Origin of the sequence: Nocardia sp. NPDC051911, assembly GCF_040681035.1 — a bacterium.
Taxonomy (GTDB): Bacteria; Actinomycetota; Actinomycetes; order Mycobacteriales; family Mycobacteriaceae; genus Nocardia; species Nocardia sichangensis.
Genome location: NZ_JBFAXY010000052.1, coordinates 1 through 18,890, shown reverse-complemented (window position 1 = coordinate 18,890; position 18,890 = coordinate 1). Strand labels below are relative to the sequence as shown.

At 68.3% G+C, this 18,890-nt stretch carries 18 protein-coding genes; 8 read left to right on the top strand and 10 right to left on the bottom strand.

Going from position 1 to position 18,890, the window contains the following annotated elements; translation table 11 throughout:
* Positions 1-122: 122 nt before the first annotated feature.
* Together AB0L97_RS36400 and AB0L97_RS36395 are read right to left on the bottom strand one after the other, a co-directional pair.
* Complete coding sequence (locus AB0L97_RS36400; RefSeq protein WP_364438985.1) at positions 123-1,490, bottom strand: NtaA/DmoA family FMN-dependent monooxygenase; 1,368 nt, start codon at positions 1,488-1,490, stop codon at positions 123-125.
* Between the two features lie 11 nt (positions 1,491-1,501).
* Positions 1,502-2,716, bottom strand: coding sequence for an LLM class flavin-dependent oxidoreductase (locus tag AB0L97_RS36395; RefSeq protein WP_364438982.1), 1,215 nt, complete (start codon positions 2,714-2,716; stop codon positions 1,502-1,504).
* A 367-nt stretch (positions 2,717-3,083) separates the two neighbouring features.
* Here AB0L97_RS36395 and AB0L97_RS36390 point away from each other — a divergent pair, with 367 nt between their 5' ends.
* The gene (locus AB0L97_RS36390; RefSeq protein WP_364438979.1) at positions 3,084-4,115 is read left to right on the top strand and encodes an aldo/keto reductase; all 1,032 of its coding nucleotides are present in this window, start codon (positions 3,084-3,086) and stop codon (positions 4,113-4,115) included.
* A 54-nt stretch (positions 4,116-4,169) separates the two neighbouring features.
* Here AB0L97_RS36390 and AB0L97_RS36385 read toward each other — a convergent pair whose 3' ends face one another.
* The 5 genes from AB0L97_RS36385 to AB0L97_RS36365 form a co-directional block, all read right to left on the bottom strand.
* The gene (locus tag AB0L97_RS36385; RefSeq protein WP_364438976.1) at positions 4,170-5,228 is read right to left on the bottom strand and encodes an LLM class flavin-dependent oxidoreductase; all 1,059 of its coding nucleotides are present in this window, start codon (positions 5,226-5,228) and stop codon (positions 4,170-4,172) included.
* A 412-nt stretch (positions 5,229-5,640) separates the two neighbouring features.
* Positions 5,641-5,982 (bottom strand): hypothetical protein, encoded by a 342-nt coding sequence (locus AB0L97_RS36380; protein ID WP_364438973.1) that lies wholly within the window; start codon positions 5,980-5,982, stop codon positions 5,641-5,643.
* Positions 5,973-6,608, bottom strand: coding sequence for an MspA family porin (locus AB0L97_RS36375; RefSeq protein WP_364438970.1), 636 nt, complete (start codon positions 6,606-6,608; stop codon positions 5,973-5,975). The genes AB0L97_RS36380 and AB0L97_RS36375 overlap by 10 nt, the downstream gene beginning before the upstream one ends.
* Positions 6,609-6,722: 114 nt before the next feature.
* On the bottom strand, positions 6,723-8,666 hold the full coding sequence (locus AB0L97_RS36370) for a glycoside hydrolase family 15 protein (protein ID WP_364438967.1): 1,944 nt from the start codon (positions 8,664-8,666) through the stop codon (positions 6,723-6,725).
* A gap of 169 nt (positions 8,667-8,835) precedes the next feature.
* Entirely contained in the window at positions 8,836-9,417 is a 582-nt protein-coding gene (locus AB0L97_RS36365; protein ID WP_364438964.1) for a TetR family transcriptional regulator, read from the bottom strand.
* Between the two features lie 91 nt (positions 9,418-9,508).
* Here AB0L97_RS36365 and AB0L97_RS36360 point away from each other — a divergent pair, with 91 nt between their 5' ends.
* From AB0L97_RS36360 to AB0L97_RS36350, 3 genes are all read left to right on the top strand, one after another.
* Positions 9,509-9,979 carry a DUF4334 domain-containing protein gene (locus AB0L97_RS36360; RefSeq protein WP_364438961.1) on the top strand — a complete coding sequence of 157 codons (471 nt, stop codon included), beginning with the start codon at positions 9,509-9,511 and terminating at the stop codon, positions 9,977-9,979.
* A gap of 6 nt (positions 9,980-9,985) precedes the next feature.
* Positions 9,986-11,074 carry an NAD(P)-dependent alcohol dehydrogenase gene (locus AB0L97_RS36355; RefSeq protein WP_364439015.1) on the top strand — a complete coding sequence of 363 codons (1,089 nt, stop codon included), beginning with the start codon at positions 9,986-9,988 and terminating at the stop codon, positions 11,072-11,074.
* Positions 11,075-11,328: 254 nt separating this feature from the next.
* Positions 11,329-11,469 carry a hypothetical protein gene (locus tag AB0L97_RS36350; RefSeq protein ID WP_364438958.1) on the top strand — a complete coding sequence of 47 codons (141 nt, stop codon included), beginning with the start codon at positions 11,329-11,331 and terminating at the stop codon, positions 11,467-11,469.
* 195 nt (positions 11,470-11,664) lie between these two features.
* Here the strand turns inward: AB0L97_RS36350 and AB0L97_RS36345 are convergent, their stop codons facing one another.
* Together AB0L97_RS36345 and AB0L97_RS36340 are read right to left on the bottom strand one after the other, a co-directional pair.
* A complete protein-coding gene (locus tag AB0L97_RS36345) occupies positions 11,665-11,910 on the bottom strand; it encodes a hypothetical protein (RefSeq protein WP_364438955.1) in 246 nt (81 codons plus the stop codon).
* Between the two features lie 487 nt (positions 11,911-12,397).
* Positions 12,398-13,129, bottom strand: coding sequence for an IclR family transcriptional regulator (locus AB0L97_RS36340; RefSeq protein WP_364439012.1), 732 nt, complete (start codon positions 13,127-13,129; stop codon positions 12,398-12,400).
* 196 nt (positions 13,130-13,325) lie between these two features.
* Here AB0L97_RS36340 and AB0L97_RS36335 point away from each other — a divergent pair, with 196 nt between their 5' ends.
* The 4 genes from AB0L97_RS36335 to AB0L97_RS36320 all read left to right on the top strand — a co-directional run bounded on the left by AB0L97_RS36335 (position 13,326) and on the right by AB0L97_RS36320 (position 17,518).
* Positions 13,326-14,150 (top strand): fumarylacetoacetate hydrolase family protein, encoded by an 825-nt coding sequence (locus AB0L97_RS36335; RefSeq protein ID WP_364438952.1) that lies wholly within the window; start codon positions 13,326-13,328, stop codon positions 14,148-14,150.
* A gap of 4 nt (positions 14,151-14,154) precedes the next feature.
* Complete coding sequence (locus AB0L97_RS36330; RefSeq protein ID WP_364438949.1) at positions 14,155-15,135, top strand: acetaldehyde dehydrogenase (acetylating); 981 nt, start codon at positions 14,155-14,157, stop codon at positions 15,133-15,135.
* Entirely contained in the window at positions 15,132-16,157 is a 1,026-nt protein-coding gene (gene dmpG / locus AB0L97_RS36325) for a 4-hydroxy-2-oxovalerate aldolase (protein ID WP_364438946.1), read from the top strand. The genes AB0L97_RS36330 and dmpG overlap by 4 nt, the downstream gene beginning before the upstream one ends.
* 422 nt (positions 16,158-16,579) lie before the next feature.
* Positions 16,580-17,518 carry an undecaprenyl-diphosphate phosphatase gene (locus tag AB0L97_RS36320; RefSeq protein WP_355075536.1) on the top strand — a complete coding sequence of 313 codons (939 nt, stop codon included), beginning with the start codon at positions 16,580-16,582 and terminating at the stop codon, positions 17,516-17,518.
* A 49-nt stretch (positions 17,519-17,567) separates the two neighbouring features.
* Here AB0L97_RS36320 and AB0L97_RS36315 read toward each other — a convergent pair.
* Positions 17,568-18,890, bottom strand: a 1,323-nt coding sequence (locus AB0L97_RS36315; protein WP_364438943.1) for a condensation domain-containing protein, incomplete at its 5' end; no start/stop codon positions are given.

The window sequence follows — 18,890 nt, the reverse complement described above, 5'->3', positions numbered from 1 at the left end:
CACCGATGGCGGGTGTCCACGCTCCCGCGCCGCCACGTCCGGCATCGGCGGCGTTCGATGCCGGACGTGGCAGGCGTGGGCGGCGGCGCTCGCGGTCGATACCACGGGCCGCCGCCGCGAACTCAGGCGTCGGCCGAAACCGTCTTCGCCGAGCGCACGTTCGGGAGGGCGAGATTGTCACGCAGGGTGGTCCCGGTGTACTCGGTGCGCAGTGCACCACGGTCCTGCAACAGCGGCACCACTCGGTCGACGAATTCGTCCAGGCCCCATGGCACGAGGTGCGAGCCGAGAATGAAACCGTCGGACCCGTCGTTCTGAACGAAAGTGTCGATCTTCTCCGCGACCTGTGCGGGGGTTCCGACCAAGGGACCGCGCTCGAATTGGTCGATCACCACCTCGCGCAGCGAGAGCTTCTTCGTCTCGGCGACCTGGCGCAGACGTTCGGCGGTGGCGAAGCGGTCTTGATGCACGAAGGCGCGGCCCTGGATGATCGGCGGAGCGTCGGGGTCCGGATCGATGTCGGGCACCGGCCCTTCCGGATCGTAGCCGGACAGGTCGCGGTTCCAGATCTGCTCCAGCAGAATCAACGCGGTCTGCCCGGTGACCTGCTCGTTGCGGACGGCATGGTATTTCTCGATCGCCTCGGCCTCGGTGTCCCCGAGAACGAAACTCGCCGACGGCAGAATCTTGATGTCGTCGGCCGCCCGCCCCGCCGCTACCGCGCGCGACTTGATATCGCGGTAGAAGTCCGCCGCCTCGGGCAATTTGCCGTACGGGGAGAAGATGGCGTCGGCATTGGCGGCGGCGAAGGCTCGCCCTTGCGGCGACACACCGGCTTGCAGGATCACCGGCCTGCCCTGCGGGCTGCGCGGCACGGTGAAACGACCGGAGATGTCGAACTGGCTGCCGCGGAAAGCGAATGCCCCGGCATCCGGCCGAGCCAGAAACCGTCCGGCGTCCTTGTCGGCGACGATGTCGTTCGCGTCCCACGAATCCCACAGGGCGCGAACTGCATTCAGCGTCTCCTCGGCGCGGGCGTAGCGGTCGGCGGGATCGAGGAATCCGCCGCGCCGGAAGTTCTGGCCGGTGAATGCGTCGAACGAGGTCACGACGTTCCAGGCGGCGCGGCCGCCGGAGAGATGGTCCAGGCTGGCGAACTGCCGGGCCAGTTCGTAGGGCTCGTTGAAGGTGGCGTTGATGGTGCCCGCGAGCCCGAGATGCTCGGTGACCGCGGCGATCGAGGCGAGCACGGTGAATGTGTCGGGACGGCCGATGATGTCCTGATCGAAGATCTTGCCCGCGCGTTCGCGCAGGATGAGCCCTTCGGCAAGGAAGAAGAAATCGAACTTGCCGCGTTCGGCGGTGCGCGCGGTGTGTTCGAAACTGCTGAAATCGATCTGGCTGCCCGCCTCCGGATGCCACCAGGCGGTGTGATGGTTGACGCCGCCGAGGTAGGCGCCCAGGATGATCTGCTTACGGGGGGTGCTCATGGTGACCTCGCTCAGGCAGTCGCGTAACGATTGGGGACGTCGGTGGGCAGGCCGAGCAGCGCGCGCAGCGAGCCGTCCGGGTAGCCGGTGCGGAACACACCGCGCCGTTGCAGCGCGGGCACGAGCCGGTCGGCCACCGCTGCCAGATCGTCGACCGCCACGCCGGGCCGCAAACGGAACCCGTCGATCCCCCGCTCGCTCCAGTCGGTGAGCAGATCGGCGAGTTCGTCCGCACTTCCCGCGAAGACAGGGGCGTCGGAATCGAATTCGGCACGCGCGAGCTCGCTCAACCGGGACAGCCGCTGCGGACCCGGCTCCTCGTCGGTATCGAGGAAGACGGTGATGTCGGCATAGACCCGCAGCGGCTCACCGGCGCGTCCCACTCGGGCCGCGGCGGACGCGACTTGCTCCAGGATCGGGCCGGGGCCTTCGTCGCGCGTGGGCGTGACGAAGACCAGATCCGCACCGCGGGCGGCGAATTCGTAGATCAGCGGGCCGTGCGCCAGAGCCGCCACCACCGGCTGCCCTTGGGGCGGACGCGGCGTGATCGATGGCCCTCGGACGCTGAAGAAGCGGCCCTCGAAGTCGATGTAGTGCAGCTTGTCGCGATCGATGAACCGGCGGGTGGCCACATCGCGGATCTCCGCGTCGTCTTCCCAGCTGTCCCACAATCGCCGTACCACTTCGACGGCGTCGGCGGCTTCGTCGAACAGATCATGGACGTGGCCGGGAAAGCTCCCGGAAGCGATCGCTTCCGCGATTTCGGCGGTGCTGAGGTCGCGCACCGAGCGACGTCCGAAGTGGGCCGCCTCCTCGGCCGTCCCGGACACGCGCGCCTGCCAGCCCGCCCGGCCACGCGACGTGTAATCGAGCGTGGCGATCGACTTGGAGACGTGGAAGGGTTCGGTGTGCGTGGTCGTCACGGTCGGGATGAGCCCGATGTGCCGGGTGACCGGGGCGACCCGCGCGGCGATCAGATGGGCGTCGAGCCTGGCTCGCACCTGATCGACGGCGTCGTCGGACGGTGCGTGCCGCTCACCGGGGATTCGCAGGCTGTCCTCGATGCTCACGAAATCGAGCAGTGCCCGTTCCGCCGTCGCGACCAACTCGGTCCAGTAACTGGGGCTGAACAACTCGGCGGGCCGGGAGTTCGGCTCCCGCCATGCGGCCGGATGCCAGCCCGCCCCGTCGAGCGCGACGCCGAGGTGCAGTGGGTTCGGTGCCATCGTCTCCCGTTTCTCTCCATGCGCGAATGTCGTGCCGTGCAACGCGCGAACCGGCGCGTACCCGCCCGACGATGACCATGGCGGGGATCACCGGCCTCGGCCGGATCAATGGCCGGTCGCCGCGCGGGAATCAGCGGCTTCGGATAACACGTGGCCACGGCGGTGAGCGGCGGGACGGGCGCGGGCACGACCGTCATCGCGCACGGGGTGTCAACGATTCGGATCAGCTCGATCGATGGGAAATACCCCGGGTGGCCGTGCCCGGCGACCATGGGTTTCGATCAGCGTGAGCCGACCGGTCGCAACGGCGGGGACGGAAGTGGTCCACTCTCCGTGATCGCGCATCGAAAGGAAGAGATACACACCGATGAGTTATGGCCCCTTCGATCTGACCTACGCCGCCGCCGACGACCGGTACGAAAAGGTCCCGTACCGCCGGACCGGCAACTCCGGCCTCGACCTTCCCGCCTTCTCCTTCGGCTTGTGGCAGAAGTTCGGCACCGATTACCCGTTCGCGACGCAACGCGAGATCATCCTGCACGCTTTCGATCTCGGCATCACGCATTTCGACAACGCCGACCGCTACGGTCCCCCGCATCGCGCCGCCCAGAAGAACTTCGGGGCGGTGCTCGCCAAGGACCTCGCTCCCTATCGCGACGAGCTGATCCTCTCGACCAAGGCGGGCAACCCGATCGGGCCCAGCCCTTACCTCAGGGGCGGTTCGCGCAAGTCGATCCTCACCTCGCTCGAACACAGCCTGCGCGACCTGGGCACCGAGTACGTCGACATCTTCTACCATCACAGCCCGGATCCGAGCACGCCGCTGGAGGAGACGGTCGGCGCGCTGGTCGGCGCGGTGCAACAAGGCAAGGCGCTGTACATCGGCCTGTCCAACTACGCGCCCGACCGCACCCACGAGGCCGCCGAGTTGCTCCGGAAGGCGGGCGTCCCGCTGCTGATCCACCAGGCGCGCTACTCGATCTACGACCGCCGCCCCGAACGAAACGGCCTGCTGGACACCGCCCGCCAGGACGGCTTCGGCACGATCGTCTACTCGCCGCTGGCCCAGGGCCTGTTGACGGACAAGTACCTGGAGACGATTCCCGACGGGGCGCGGGCGCGCAACAGCAGCTTCCTGTCGCCGGACGTCATCGACGAGGCCTACCGGCAGCGCACCGCCGCGCTCGACAAGATCGCCCAGGCGCGGGGTCAGTCGCTCGCGCAGCTGGCGCTGCAGTGGGTGCTGCGGCGCCCCGAAGTGACCTCCGCGCTGATCGGCGCGAGTTCCACCGCGCAGCTCGACCACAACATCGCGGCGTTGAACTTCCCCGCGTTCACCGACGACGAACTCGCACTCATCGACGAGCACGGCGTGCACGGGACCGGCCTGAAACTCTGACTTCGCGCAAGCGGTCGGGAGGGGCAGCGCGGGCGCTGCCCCGTCTCGGTCTCGTCACTCTCGCAGCAACGGAAGCAGCTGGTTGCCTTGGCGCTCGATCTCGCGCAGATACGGGGTGTCGGAGAGCACGAAGTGCGTGATGCCGAGATCCTGGTACTTGCGCAGCGACTTGGCGACGTCTTCGGGGGAGCCGACCAGCCAGGTGGTGCCGGCGCCACCCGCGCCGAACTTCCCGGGTGTGGTGTAGAGGTTGTCGTCGAGCACCTCGCCCTTCGCGGCCAGATCCAGCAGTCGCTGCTGTCCCACGGCCGTCCGGCGATGTGGGTTCGGCACGGGGGCGTGGTGGTTGTCGGCCATCTCCGCGACCTTCGCCTCCGCCTCGGCCCAGGCCTGCTCGGTGGTGTCGCGGACGAAAGTGGTGACCCGCAGGCCGAACTCCAGTGGCGCATGCTGGCGACCGAGTTCCTCGCTCAGCGACCGCAGGCGTTCGATCCGTTCCCTGACTCCCGACAGGGGCTCGCCCCAGAAGAGCTGGACGTCGGCCTCGGTCGCCGCTACCCGCTCCGCGGCCTCCGACGCACCGCCGAAGTAGAGCTTCGGGTGGCGGCGCTCGCCGCGCGGGACGATCCTCGGCAGCGCGGTGGAATTGCTGACCTGGTAGTACTCACCCCGGTAGGTGACGTTCTCCTCCGTCCACAGCCGACGGACGAGTTGGAGGAACTCTTTCGTGCGGGCGTAACGCTCGGCCTGATCGCCCTCGGTCTCGCCGTAGGCCGCGAGATCGTCCTTGCCCGACACGATGTTCACCCGCACCCGGCCGCCGGAGAGGTGGTCGAGGGTCGCCGCGGCCGATGCGAAGTTCGCCGGACGCCAGTAGCCCGGTCTGATCGCGATCAGCGGCTCGAAACTCGTGGTCCTGGCGGCGAGAGCCGTTGCGACGGTGAGGGTGTCCGGGCGACCCCACCCGGTGCCGAGCAACGCGCCCTGCCACCCGTGCTCCTCGAGCGCCTTCGCCTGAGCGGTCAGGGTGTCGAGGCTGTTGTGGTCGGCCACGATGGTGTCGCCGCGGTGTCCCGGCGTGACCTGATTCGGGATATACCAAAGGAAACTCATCGGCGGTTATTCCTGTTCGGCGGGCGTGATCAACGGCGAATCACCCGGCTGGCGGGTCGACCAGCCTTCGGACATCGGAATTATCGACCTCGAACAAGGCCGTAGGCCGTTCACAGCCCGCGTCGTTCACCCTGGACGACCGCTCCTGAGCTGCGACGATTCGCTGCGGTGAGCAATAAATTCATCCAGATTCCAGCGCGGCCGATATGCCCTGCGCGATACTGATTTTCGGCGGATCACAGTCCCGGAGCGATCCTGGTGTCGACCGGGGAAGCGGCGGAATCACATCGCTGTGCGGGCGAGCGAGTGGTCGGAGCCGATCTGTGCGCGCATGTCCCGCGGCGATCCCTGCTCGCGGTCGATCGACGGGCCGGTCGCTGTGCCCGGCGGAGCAACGCGACCGGCCCATTGGTTATCCGACCGGCACGATCGGGGTGCCCGAGCCCGGTCCCGGCGCGGGCGGAACCAGCGCACCGGCGGGCGTATTGGTATTGGGCGCCGACTTGGCGGGCGGGGGCGCCAGCACTTGCAACGGCAGTGCCGGTGGCGGCGCGGCCGGCCCGCCGCGCGTCCCGGGTACGGGCTTGTCGTTGCCGCAAGCGGTGGCGGAGGAGGGTGATTCGCCGCAGCTCGGTCCCGGGCCGACCGGCACGATCGGCTCGGCGGAGGCGGTTGCCGCGGCGATGATCAGCGAAACCGACACGCCGATCGGCGCCATCCAGCGTCGCGGCGCTCGCGCGTGCGTCACAGCCATATCGGGTCACCGTAGACCGCGACCGAATTGTCCGCCGTCGCTGTGGATATCGACACGATCGCGAACGAGCGCAGGCTCACCGCGCCCGCGCACGCGTCGATCTTGATCTGGATCTGATCGACGGAGATCGAGCCGTGCGGTCCGGCAAGCGGTTTCGTTCCCAGCGTGATGCTGTTGATGGTGCCCGGCTTGATGGTCGTCGACATGCTCGGCAGGGCCAGCGCGCTGCCGCCGACCCCGAGGCCGGGCGAGGGGGCGACGGTCACCGTGGCGTTCGGGCCGATAGCCGCGGAGATGCCCACGGTCAGGCCGTTGGAGACGTCTATCTGGCAGCCGATCTGGTATCCCAATTGCAGCGTTCCGGAGTTCACCGCCTCCCGGCCCTCGCCGCCGATGTCGGCCGCGGCCGACAAAGTGACGAATCCTTCCCTGGTGAACGGTGTCGCGGCGAGATTGGGTACGCGCTGCACGTCTTCGGCGGTCTTGCTGATCCGCAATTCCCAGCCGTCCTCGGTGCCGACGACACGAGATTTGTCTGCCACTGGGTCAGCGGTCGCGGGGGCGGCGGTCATGCCGAATGCCGCGGTCGCGGCGATGCCGAGCATCGCCATCGTCGAGCCCTTCAATGGAATCCTTAGTCCTGTTAACAGTCGAACGCGATAGTACTGACTCCGCTGACGTGGCGGCGCGAAGGCCGCCCGCCATTGAGGTACAGCGGGTTTCGCCGATCGGGTTTCTCGTCAGCGGTGGATGTATCCCCGGGTGAGCGATGCGTCGTCCAGTCGCGGTGCGATCGATTCGCCGCCGAGCGCCTGCCGCAGGAGCGCTTGCTCGTCCTGGATGACGTGCATGACGGCATTGATCAGGGCGAGGTGGGTGAACGCCTGCGGATAGTTGCCCCAATGACGGCCGGTTCGGGGATCGATCTCCTCGGCGTAGAGGCCGAGGGGGCTGGCGTAGCCGAGCAGTTTCTCGCACAGCTGCTTGGCCTTCTTCTTCTCGCCGACCTCCGACAGCGCCGATACCAGCCAGAACGAGCAGATCGTGAAAGCGCCTTCCTCCCCGGCGCATCCGTCGTCGGTCTCGTCGACGCGGTACCGCAGGACGAGACCGTCTTCGGTCAGTTCCTCGGCGATGGCCAGCACGGTGTTGCGCACCCGCTCGTCCTCGGGTGGCAGGAAACGTACCAGTGGGATGAGCAGGGTCGAAGCGTCCAGCGAGGTGCTGCCGTAGTACTGGGTGAACACCCGCCGGGAGTCGACCGCGTGTGCGCAGATGTCGGCGTGGATCTCGTCGGCGGCCTGTTGCCACCGGTGCGCGCGGGCGAAGTCCTGGTGGATGCGGGCCAGCCGGGCGCCGCGGTCGGCGGCGACCCAGCACATGACCTTGCTCGAGGTGAAGTGCCTGGGCTGTCCGCGGACTTCCCAGATGCCGTGGTCGGGCTCGCGCCAGTAGGTGAGGGCGCTCTTGACCGCACGGCCGAGCAGCGGCCAGGCCCGGGCATCGATCTGATCTTGATGACGGCCGTAGAGATAGACCGCGTCCAGCGCGGCGCCCCACACATCGTGCTGACGTTGCCGGTAGGCCTCGTTGCCGATGCGCACCGGGCCCGCGTTGTCGTAACCGCGCAGGTGGGGGAGGGTCTGTTCGGCGAGATCGGTCTCGCCGCCGATGCCGTAGACGATCTGCATGTCGCGGGCTTCTTCGGTCAGGTCGAGAATGTAGGAGAAGAAGTCGTTCGCCTCCCAGGTGAAACCCAGCGTGTACAGGCCCCACAAGGCGAAGGCGGAGTCGCGGATCCAGGAATAGCGGTAGTCCCAATTACGCTCACCGCCAGGTGTTTCGGGTAGTGACGTGGTGGCGGCGGCAGCGACGGCCCCGGTGGGAGCGAAGGTCAATCCCTTGAGCGTGAGCGCACTGCGAGTGAGTTCGGCGGTCCAGGGATGGTCCGGAAATCGCCCGCCCGCCAGCCAGTGCCGCCAGTGGTGGATCGTGCGCAGCAGCCGCTCTTCGGCCTCCGCGACGTCGCCGGGAGCGTCACGACTGCCCCAGGCGAGCGCGCAGAACCGGGTGTCCCCCTTCTTCAACAGGGTGCGGGCGACCGCGTGCGTTCCCTCCAGGCCCAAGCGCATGTCGGTGCTCAAGGTCAGTTGCAGATCGGTCCCGTCGGCGCCGGCCTGTGCGAGGTGATAACTGCCGAGGTACTCCCACCGCGCGCGATGCCTGCCGTAGTCGAAGGCCGGTTGGCAGTCGAGCCCGAACTGGATCTGCCCGGTCTCGCAGTGCACCGTGCGCAGCAGGATGTGCTCGGCGTCGTAGTCCGTTGGCGTGCGCCGGTGCGCGCTGCGGCCGGGTTTCTGGTGCCGCCACGGCCCGACCAGCAGCACATCGCGCACCGTCGCCCAGCCCTCGCCGCTGCGCCAGCTCGTCTCCATGACCATCGTGCCCGGGATGTAGCGACGATCGGTGGGCACCACGAAGTCGGCGGGAGCGAATCGGAACGAGCCGGCGGAGCGATCGAGTATGGCGGCGAAGACGCTGGGAGAGTCCATGCGCGGCAGGCACATCCACTCGATGGCACCGCTGGGCGCGATCAAGGCGGTGACCTCGCAATCGGAGATGAACCCGTAGTCGTCGATGCGTGGGAACGCTGTGAGCCGCGGTGTGCCTTCGATCTCGTCCATGCGTTTCTCCGTCGTCGTCTCGGGGCTTACCGTCCGGCGGTCGTCCACCGGCGAGTACCTGGTGCACCGCCTTTCTTCGGGAGAACACTGTGCGCGGTATCGAGGCGTGAGTGCTGCGACGCTCCCATCAGCCCATCACCTCGTGGGCCGGATCGGCAAGCCCCGAGATCTAGCGACCGCCGTAGGCTCCGGGTGCCTCCGGGCTGACCAGCCGTCGTGCGGCCAGAACGGTGGCGGCGCGGCGTTCGGTGATGTTGTGCTGTGTGGTGCGGGTGGCGTGCATGGCCGCGGTGCGGGCGAGGTCGGTCAGCATGACGATCAAGGTGATGGGCGCGAACGCCCCGGTGATCAATCCCTGCTCTTGGCCGCGGCGGATCTCGGCGAGTTTTCCCGCGATGGTCCGGCGGATGGCGTCTTCGGCGGCGGGAATGTGGGTCTGCTCGATCTCCGCCCATGCCTGCAGCCGGGCGTTGTCCGGGTGCGCGACGTAGTGGTCGAAGAGCCGGCCGACGTAACCGGGCAGATCCGCGGCGTCGAGGGCGGTTTCGTCGGTGGTCTGGGCGACCCATTCCTCGGTGACCGCGGCGTAGAGCTCGTCTTTGCTCGCGAAGTACGCGTAGAGCCGGTCCTTGCTCGCTTTGGCCGCGTCGGCGATGCGGTTGATGCGCGCTCCCGCGATGCCGTACCGGGCGAACTCCGCTTTGGCCGCGACGAGGATTCGTTCGCGGGTGGCCTGACCTGCTGCGCGCATTGCCGCATCCTATCTTGCCGAACCTTTTGGTTCGGCTATACAGTTGCCGAACCAAAAGGTTCTGGAAACGGCGGCGGGAACGAGGATGGTTATGGGCTCTGTGGGGACTGGCTGGCGAGAACTCGTCGCGCGGGAGACCGGAGTGACCGCGGCGGAGCTGGACGCGCTGTGGGCCGGCCTGCCCACCGCGCGCGCCGAGGACATCCTCGGCGAGTGGAAGGGAGCGGCGTTCCCGACCGGGCATCCGCTGCGCAAAGCGTTGTCGGTGAGCCGCTGGTACGGCAAGACGTTCCACAGTGTGCTGGACGCCAAACCGTTGATCTGCCGCGCCGAGGACGGATCGCTGTTCTCCGATGTCGAACTCGGCGGCGGTGGGGAAGCGACATTGTGGAACATCGAGTTCCGCGGCGAGGTCACCGCCACCATGGTCTACGACAAGCGCCCGGTCTTCGACCACTTCAAATGGCTCGACGAGAACACGCTGATGGGCATCATGAACGGCAGGCCGGAGCTGGTGCTCGCCGACGGCGAGTACTTCTACTTCCTGCTCGAGCGGATCTGACCGATGGTGACCACCACCGCGGTGCTGTCGCGCGACCCCGCCGCGCCGTTCACCGTCGAATCCGTCGAGATCGACGCCCCCCGCGAGGACGAGATCCTGGTCCGGGTCCAGGCCACCGGCATCTGCCACACCGACCTGGTCACCCGGGCGGCTGGGGCCGCCGACCGTCCCGTGCTGCTCGGCCACGAGGGCGCCGGAGTGGTGGCGGCCGTCGGCGCGGCGGTGACCGGTGTCCATCCCGGTGACCGTGTCGTATTGACCTTCCGGCACTGCCGGTCGTGCCGCAGTTGCCGAGCGGGACGCCCGGCGTACTGCGTGCGAGCGGTGGAACTCAACCAGTTCGGCGCGCGGGCGGACCGGTCGCGCCGGGTCACCGTCGCCGGAACCGCGGTGCGGGACGGGTTCTTCGGCCAGTCCAGCTTCGCCGCGTACGCCTTGACCACCGCCGACAACACGGTGGTCGTCGATACCGAGGTCGATCCGGCTGTGCTCGCCCCACTGGGCTGCGGGTTCCTCACCGGCGCCGGAGCGGTGCTCAATGTGCTGCGGCCGGATCACGATGCCCGCGTCGCGGTCTACGGCGCAGGCGCGGTCGGTATGGCGGGTGTGCTGGCGGCGGTGGCGTGCGAGGTCGCCGAACTGGTTGTGGTGGAGCCGTCACCCGTCCGGCGGGCGCTGGCGCGGGAACTCGGCGCGACCGCGGCCCTGGATCCGGCGGCCGACGACATCGTGCCCACGATCCGGAAGCTGACCGACGGCGGGGCGACCCACGCGCTCGACACCACGGGATCGGCGGACGTGCTCGCCACGGCGGCAGGCGCGGCGGCGATCGGCGGCACGGTGGTCGCGGTCGGATTGGGCGCCGGGGTCCCGGCGATCGATCTGCGCGATATCGTGTTGGGCGGCAAGGTGATCCGCGGTTGCCTCGAAGGCGACGCGGTGCCCGCGACCTTCATCCCGCAGCTGCTGGACCTGCACGCCGCGGGACGGTTCCCCATCGACCGTCTGATCACGACCTACCCGCACGCCGACATCAACGTCGCGCTCGCCGACCAGCGCGCGGGCACGGTCGTCAAACCGGTCCTCACCTGGTGAGGTGACCGAAATCAGCCGGCGGCTGCGCCTCGGCACGCACGGCGGTTCCGGCAACTGGCACCGAAAGAACGGTTTGTTTGTGGTCGCGGGTGGTACCCGGTGCACGTATCGGCTCGACAGCGCGGTCGCGCCGGTACGCGATCGGGGGATCCCCGCTGCTCGACCACCGGCCGGTTCGACAAATGTCATCAAATCGTTTGCGCCGCACGAGAACGAGGGGCCCCTAAGGTTGAATGGCGCAAAGGAATTGCATCGTGATCGAGGACGTGAACGTGCCCGGCACCGACGATGAAGACCGAGACCGGATCATCTGGCCCGAGTCGCGTTTGAGCGCATGGTGGGCGGATGTCATGGGCCACCGCTTTCCCCGAACTCAGACGACGACATCGAGTTGATCCCCGGCCGCCGGTTCGCCGGGTGCGAGTACGAGCAGCGGGGGAGGTGTCCCGGTGGACTGAACTCCTCAGTGCTCACGGCACGTGCGGCCTGGGGAGCGTGCGGTCCGGTTTCCATGTCCCGGCCCACGCGGAGCGGATCCGCGGACGTCCTCTGAACTACCTTATTCCGGTATGACGGCGCACGCGCGTGTGCTACGCCCCGTCCGGTTGTGGCGTCCGGCGCAGCGCGAGGAGTCCGTCGATGATCTCGATCGCTGTCAGCGGAGCCGTCGCGGCGTTGTGGAGCTGTGCGGCGAGACCCGCGGGGCAGCCGGGCCCAGGTCTGGCGGTCGTGGCGCACGCGGTACAGCCCGCGACGGCCTCGGCGAGATGCGCTTCGACATTGCGCACGTCGAGTGCGGTGATCAAATCGAACCCGGTCGAGAAGGGGATCGGCATGTCGATGGGTTCCTCCGGCTCAATGTCCGATCGGGTGGCACGTCGCCGCGAGTGGTCCGTCTCCGTGCCGCGCGGCGCGAATCGGCCGGAACGTCGGACGGCCGCGCGAGCAGGCGCCGACCGCTGCCGGGCCGTCGCGAGCGATGCATGGGGGAGAACTCGAGGCGCTGTCTGGTGGATGGGATCCGTTTGTGGCCGACCCCGTTGTCGGCCTGCCGACATCGTTGTCGGGTCGGATGTCCGGTGACGTCGTTGTCGTTCGGACGAAGGAGCAGCACGTGTTTATATAGGCTCCGCATCGGTAATGTAACAGATGGATATACCTTCTGGGAACCCGTCAGCTAACTCGGATTCGCCGACCTTTTACCCTGCCTGTGCCTGCTTTCATACGCGTGCGGCGGAGCGCGGGCTGCGGTTCAGCGACGAATACGCGTTGGGGGACTACCGACCCCGTCCGGCCTCGTGCCGGGCGGGGTCTTCCTCGTGCTCAGGCGGGAGGCGCGGACAGCAACCGGGTCCGCCGGGTCAGGGTGGCTCCGATGCCGTCGGCGGCCGCGCGGACCGCTGCCGCGTGGGTCTCGGGATGGAAGCGATGGGACGGGCCCGCCACGCTGATCGCTGCGACCACCTCGTCCGCCTCGCGAACGGGGGCGGCTACGCAGACGATGCCGGGCGCGGATTCCTCGAATTCGAAGGCCACGCCGTCGGCCGCGATTCGATCGAGCTGGGTGCGCAGCGTGCCCGGCAGGGCCATCGTCCGGGGGGTGTAGCGGCGCAGCGGCGCGGCCAGCACCTGGTCCCGGATCGCCGCGTCGGCGTTGGCCAGTAGTACTTTGCCGATGGCAGTGCAGTGCACCGGCATACGGCCCCCGATCCGCGACGGGGCGCTGGCCTGCCTGCGTCCGCCGATCTTCGTCAGGTACACGACATCCGTGCCGTCGAGAATGCCCAGATGCACGGTCTCGTGGATACGCGCGTTGAGTTCCTCCAGGAATGGAATGGACACTTCGAGCAGACTCCGTTCGACCGATGCGCGCATCCCGAGCTCGAACACATAGCTTCCGAGCCGATACCCGGCGTCGTTCCGGTCCAGCAGTCGGACCGCCACCATGTCGGCGAGGACCCGGTGCAGAGTGCCCTTCGCAATGCCGGTCCGCCGTCCCAGCTCGGCCAGGCTCAACGCGGTGTCATCGATCGAGAACGCCTCGAGCACGGCCATGATCTTGCCGAGCACGGTCGAACCGTCAATCGCACGACCAGCGAACGCGGATGACACGGTCGACCTCCAACCTCCGGACCCGCTCACTCTACCGCGGCGGCGTTCGGCTCAGTGGAACGCAATGCTGGCGGATGCGTCCCACCTGCGGCGACAGTGAGAGCACTGTTTCACCCCTCACGAGATCCGGGACTTTCCGATGCCAACACCCCCAGGCCTTGACCGACGCTCCGTGGCCGCGGACACCGCCACGATCGCCGCCGCCGACCTGCTCAGCGCGGCCGCCCGCTCCGGCACCCCGTGCGCACCGGTGCGCGATCTGATCGGTTCCGACGACGTGGCCGCCGCTTACGCGGTGCAGGAACTGCTGACCGCCGAGCGCATCGCGGCGGGCGCGCGGTTGGTCGGACGCAAGATCGGCTTGACCTCCCCGGCGGTGCAGCGGCAGCTCGGTGTCGATCAACCGGACTTCGGAGTGCTGTTCGACGACATGCGCTACCGGCAGGACACGCCCGTGCCGCTGAGCCGGTTGTTGCAGCCGAAGGTCGAAGCCGAGATCGCGTTCGTGCTCGGCGCAGACCTCGCGGATGGGCCGCTCGACGACGAGCAGGTCCGCGGCGCGGTCGACTACGCCGTGGCCGCGCTGGAGATCGTCGACAGCCGCATCGCCGGGTGGGACATCACCTTCGGCGACACCGTCGCCGACAACGCTTCCAGCGGTTTGTACGTCCTCGGCACCGAACGCCGCACCCTCGATTCCTTCGAGCCCGTCACGGCACGGATGCGGATGTCGATCGACGGTGTCGAGGTGTCGACGGGAACCGGCGCGGCCTGCCTCGGCGATCCGCTGCACGCCCTGGCCTGGCTGGCACGCACCACACACGAGTTCGGCAGGCCACTGCGCGCCGGGCAGACAGTGCTCTCCGGAGCGCTCGGACCGATGGCACCGATCCAGGGCCCTGGAACCGTCACCGCGGACATCACCGGTCTGGGATCGGTGACCGCGACCTTCATTCGGGAGTGAAACCATGAACGACAGCCCCGCCAAGCTCACAGTCGCGGTGATCGGATCGGGCAATATCGGCACCGATCTGATGATCAAGGTGATCCGGCACTCGACCGTCCTGGAGATGGGCGCGATGGTCGGCATCGACCCGGAATCCGACGGTCTGGCCCGCGCCCGCAGGCTCGGCGTGCCCACCACGTCCGACGGCGTGCAGGGCCTGCTGGAACTGCCGAACTTCGACGAGATCGATGTGGTCTTCGACGCGACTTCCGCCAAAGCCCACGCCGCCCACGCCGCGGTGCTCGAACCGCTCGGCAAACGCCTGATCGATCTGACACCCGCCGCGCTCGGCCCGTTCGTCGTCCCGGCGGTGAACCTGGACGCGCATCGCCACGCGCCCAACGTCAACATGGTGACCTGCGGCGGGCAGGCCACCATCCCGATCGTCGCCGCCGTCTCGCGCGTGGCGCCGGTCGCCTACGCCGAGATCGTCGCGTCCATCGCCTCGAAGTCCGCGGGGCCCGGCACGCGGGCCAATATCGACGAGTTCACCGAAACCACCGCGCACGCGATCGAAACGGTCGGCGGCGCGCGGCGCGGCAAAGCAATCATCATCCTCAATCCGGCGGACCCGCCGCTGATCATGCGCGACACGGTGCTGTGCCTGGTCACCGCCCCGGATCCCGGCACCCATGAGGCGATTCGCGAATCGGTGGAGCAGATGATCGCGCACGTGGCCACCTACGTCCCCGGCTATCGCCTCAAGCAGCAAGTCCAGATCACCACCGTCCCCGACGACCAGCCGGTGCACACCCTGCTCGGCCCCGACGCGGCCGCGCCCACCCATCAGGTGACGGTGTTCCTCGAGGTCGAAGGCGCCGCCCACTACCTCCCGGCCTACGCGGGAAATCTGGACATCATGACCTCGGCGGCCGTGCGCTACGCCGAATCCCTCGCCGACACGATCGCCGCGGCGCCGGCGGGACAGGAAGCGCGCCGATGACCACCCAACTGTTCATCCAAGACGTCACCCTCCGCGACGGCATGCACGCCGTGCGCCACCGCATCACGCCCGCCGACGTCGGCCGGATCGTGGCGGCGCTCGACGCCGCCGGTGTCGACGGCATCGAAGTAGCCCACGGCGACGGCCTCGCCGGCGGCAGCCTGAACTACGGCCCGGGAAGCAACACCGACTGGGAATGGATCGAAGCCGCCGCCGACAACCTCACCCACGCCCGACTGACCACGCTGCTGCTGCCCGGCATCGGCACCATCGAAGAACTCAAGCACGCCTACCGGCTCGGCGTGCGATCGGTGCGCGTAGCCACCCACTGCACCGAAGCCGACGTATCCGCCCAGCACATCGCCACCGCACGGGAACTCGGCATGGACGTCTCCGGATTCCTGATGATGTCGCACATGGCCGAACCCGCTCGCCTGGCCGAACAAGCGAAACTCATGGAATCGTATGGGGCGCACTGCGTCTACGTCACCGACTCCGGCGGCCGGCTGACCATGAACGGAATCCGTGACCGGGTCCGCGCCTACCGCGAGGTGCTCGACCCCGGCACCGAGATCGGGATCCACGCCCACGAGAACCTCTCGCTGTCGGTGGCCAACTCCGTCGTGGCGGTCGAAGAAGGCGTCACCCGCGTCGACGCCTCGCTCGCCGGGCACGGCGCCGGAGCGGGCAACTGCCCGATCGAGCCTTTCGTCGCCGTCGCCGACCTGCACGGCTGGAAGCACAACTGCGATCTGTTCGCGCTACAGGACGCCGCCGACGACTTGGTGCGGCCACTGCAGGACCGCCCGGTCCGCGTGGACCGCGAAACACTCACGCTCGGCTACGCCGGGGTCTACTCGTCCTTCCTGCGGCACGCCGAAACCGCCGCGCGGCGCTACGGCATCGACGTGCGCACGATCCTGCTCGAAGTGGGACGCAGGGGGCTGGTCGGCGGACAAGAGGACCTCATCATCGACATCGCTCTCGACCTGGTCGCCGAATCCTCCGGCGCCACCGCCTGAACGGCTTCGAGCTCGCCGACGGTGATATTCCACCGTCGGCCCTCCGACTCGGATCGTCCGAGCGAGGAGTCCGGAGTGTCGGAGTTCGTGGACACTCCGGACTCTCGTGGCTACGTAGTGCCTCTGCGGACGCAGAAATGATCGGCGTCAGAAATCCTCTGGATGTGTTCGGGATCAGTGGCTTTCCCGCGCCGGTGCGGCTTCCGCCCACCTGGATCCCGGCAATACCGCCCATGGATTCCGAAGGCCGCCTGCCCTCTTCGTCTCGTCGATCCTCCGCGAGCTCCGACGGTCCTTCCGCGGCTTTGGCTGCCGGACACTGACATTCCGGTTCCGTCGCGGCAGCGCCACCACCGCGGCAGGACCGCCGGCCGCGAGAGGCCCTCACGCGGTTGCGTTGTGTGCGTGCGAGACTCGGGGCGATGCTCACTTACTTTCAAGCGACAGTCATCGGGGCGGTGCAAGGTGTCACCGAACTGTTCCCGATTTCCAGCCTGGGGCACTCCGTGTTGGTCGCGGCATGGCTCGGAGGCGACTGGGAGAAGTTGACCGGCGAGGGCGAGTCCGGTGCGGGCACACCGTATCTGGCGTTCGTGGTGGCGCTGCACGTGGCGACGGCGGTGGCGCTGCTCGGCTACTACTGGCGCGACTGGTGCGTCATCGTGGCGGGCTTTTTCACCACGCTGCGCACCGGCCGCCTCGACACCATCCCCCAGCGGCTGGCCTGGTCGATCGTCGTCGCCACCATTCCGGTCGGCGTGCTCGGCTTCCTGCTGGAACATCCGCTGCACGCGCTGTTCGGGACGCCTTTCTACGCCGGTATCTTTCTCGCGCTCAACGGCATCGTGCTGATCGTCGGCGAGGGATTGCGCCGTCGGAACGAGCCGTCGCTGGCCGAATACGGGCGGCGGTTCGCTCGGCGGGAAGCCCGCAGAGGCACCCTCACGGCCGAGGCGGAGACCCGGCGCCAATCCGACCGGCCGCTGGCCGCCCTCGGGACAGCGGACGCTCTCGGCATCGGCTTCGCGCAGGTCGGCGCGCTGCTGACCGGCTTCAGCCGTGCGGGCCTGACCATGGTCGGCGGCCTGTCGCGGGGTCTCGCGCACGAGCACGCGGCGAAATTCGCCTTCCTGCTGGCCACTCCGGCGATCCTCGGCGCGGGAGTCCTGGAACTACCGGAACTGGTCGGCCCGCAAACCGAAGGCATCCGTGGACCGGTGTTGTTCGGAGCCATCGTCTCCGGGGTGTCGTCGTGGCTGGCAGTACGGTTCCTGGAGCGCTACTTCCAGACCCGGACCCTACTGCCGTTCGCCATGTACTGCATCGTCGCAGGCACCCTCTCGGTCGTCCACTTCAGTTGAGCTCTGCTCGGCCGAAGTCGCCGATCCGGCTCCGGCGCGGCCGGAACGATCAACCGGTCACGCATTCGTCGGCCTGCACCTCCTCGTCGGTGTCCAGGACGACCGCCGCGCCGACCATCCCGGCGGCGACCAGTTCGATGACAACGGCGGAGGATCTCGGTTCGCCGCGGTAGGGGATCTCGGACTCGTAGGTGAGTTCGTCCCGGTCGCGCAGTTGCGCGGCCGCGATGGCGAGATCGTCGTAGCTGAGGGTCTGGTCCCCGACGAAGGCCGGGTCGGTGCCGGTCAGTGCCCGGGTGCGGTGTGCGTAGGTGACCGGGCGGGGTGATTCGGCGGCGATCTCGGCGATGACGGCGGGGTCGTCGAGGGCGAGCCAGTCGAGGGTGCCGGTGGGTGGATCGCCGAGGGTGAGGCCGACTTTGGCCTCGAGGTCGTCGGGCAGTGCGGTGTCGGGGACGACGGCGGCGCCTGTTTTGAGGACGGCCCAGGTCGCGATGACCGCTTCCATGCCGCGATCCAGACGCAGTGCCACGCCCGCGCCGGGGCCGCAGCCCCGCGCGATGAGTACCCGCGCCAAACGCGACGAGCGGGTCTCCAGATCGTGGTAGGACAGCTCGTCGTCGCCGGACAGGATGGCGGGGGCGTCCGGATCGTCCTCGACGGCGGCCACGAGTGTTTGGGCGAGTGTGGTGCCCGCGGTCGCCGCCGAGTTCGGCGGCGGGGTGGGAACGCTTCTGGCCGTGCCCATTTCCCGTTCGGTTCGGTCGAGGATGTCGATGTCTCCGATGGGGGTGTGGGGGTTGGTGGCGATGGTGGTGAGGATGCGTTCGAGTCGGTGGCCGAGGGTGTGGATGGTGGTTTCGTCGAAGAGGTCGGTGGCGTAGGTGAAGATGGTGTCGAGTTCGGCGGGGGTGCCGTCGTCGTGGTGGTGGGGGTTGATGTTGACTTGCAGGTCGAATTTGGCGGCGACGGTGTCGGTGTCCAGGGCGGTGACGGTGAGGCCGGGCAGCTGGAGGGTGGGTTGTTCGTTGTTCTGGAATGACAGCACGACCCCGAACAGGGGGTTGTGGGTGGTGGCGCGGCCGGGGGCGACGATTTCGACGACGCGTTCGAAGGGGATGTCGGCGTTGGCGAAGGCGGCGAGGTCGGTTTCGCGGGCTTGGTCGATGAGTTCGGTGAAGCTCATGCCGGTTTCGACGCGGGTGCGCAGGGTGAGGGTGTTGACGAACATGCCGACCAGTTCGTCGAGGGCGCGTTGGCCGCGTCCGGCGATGGGGGTGCCGATCGCGACGTCGGGGTCGCCGGTGAGGCGGGCCAGCAGGACCGCCAGGGCGGCGTGCACGACCATGAACAGGGTGCAGTTGTGGGCGCG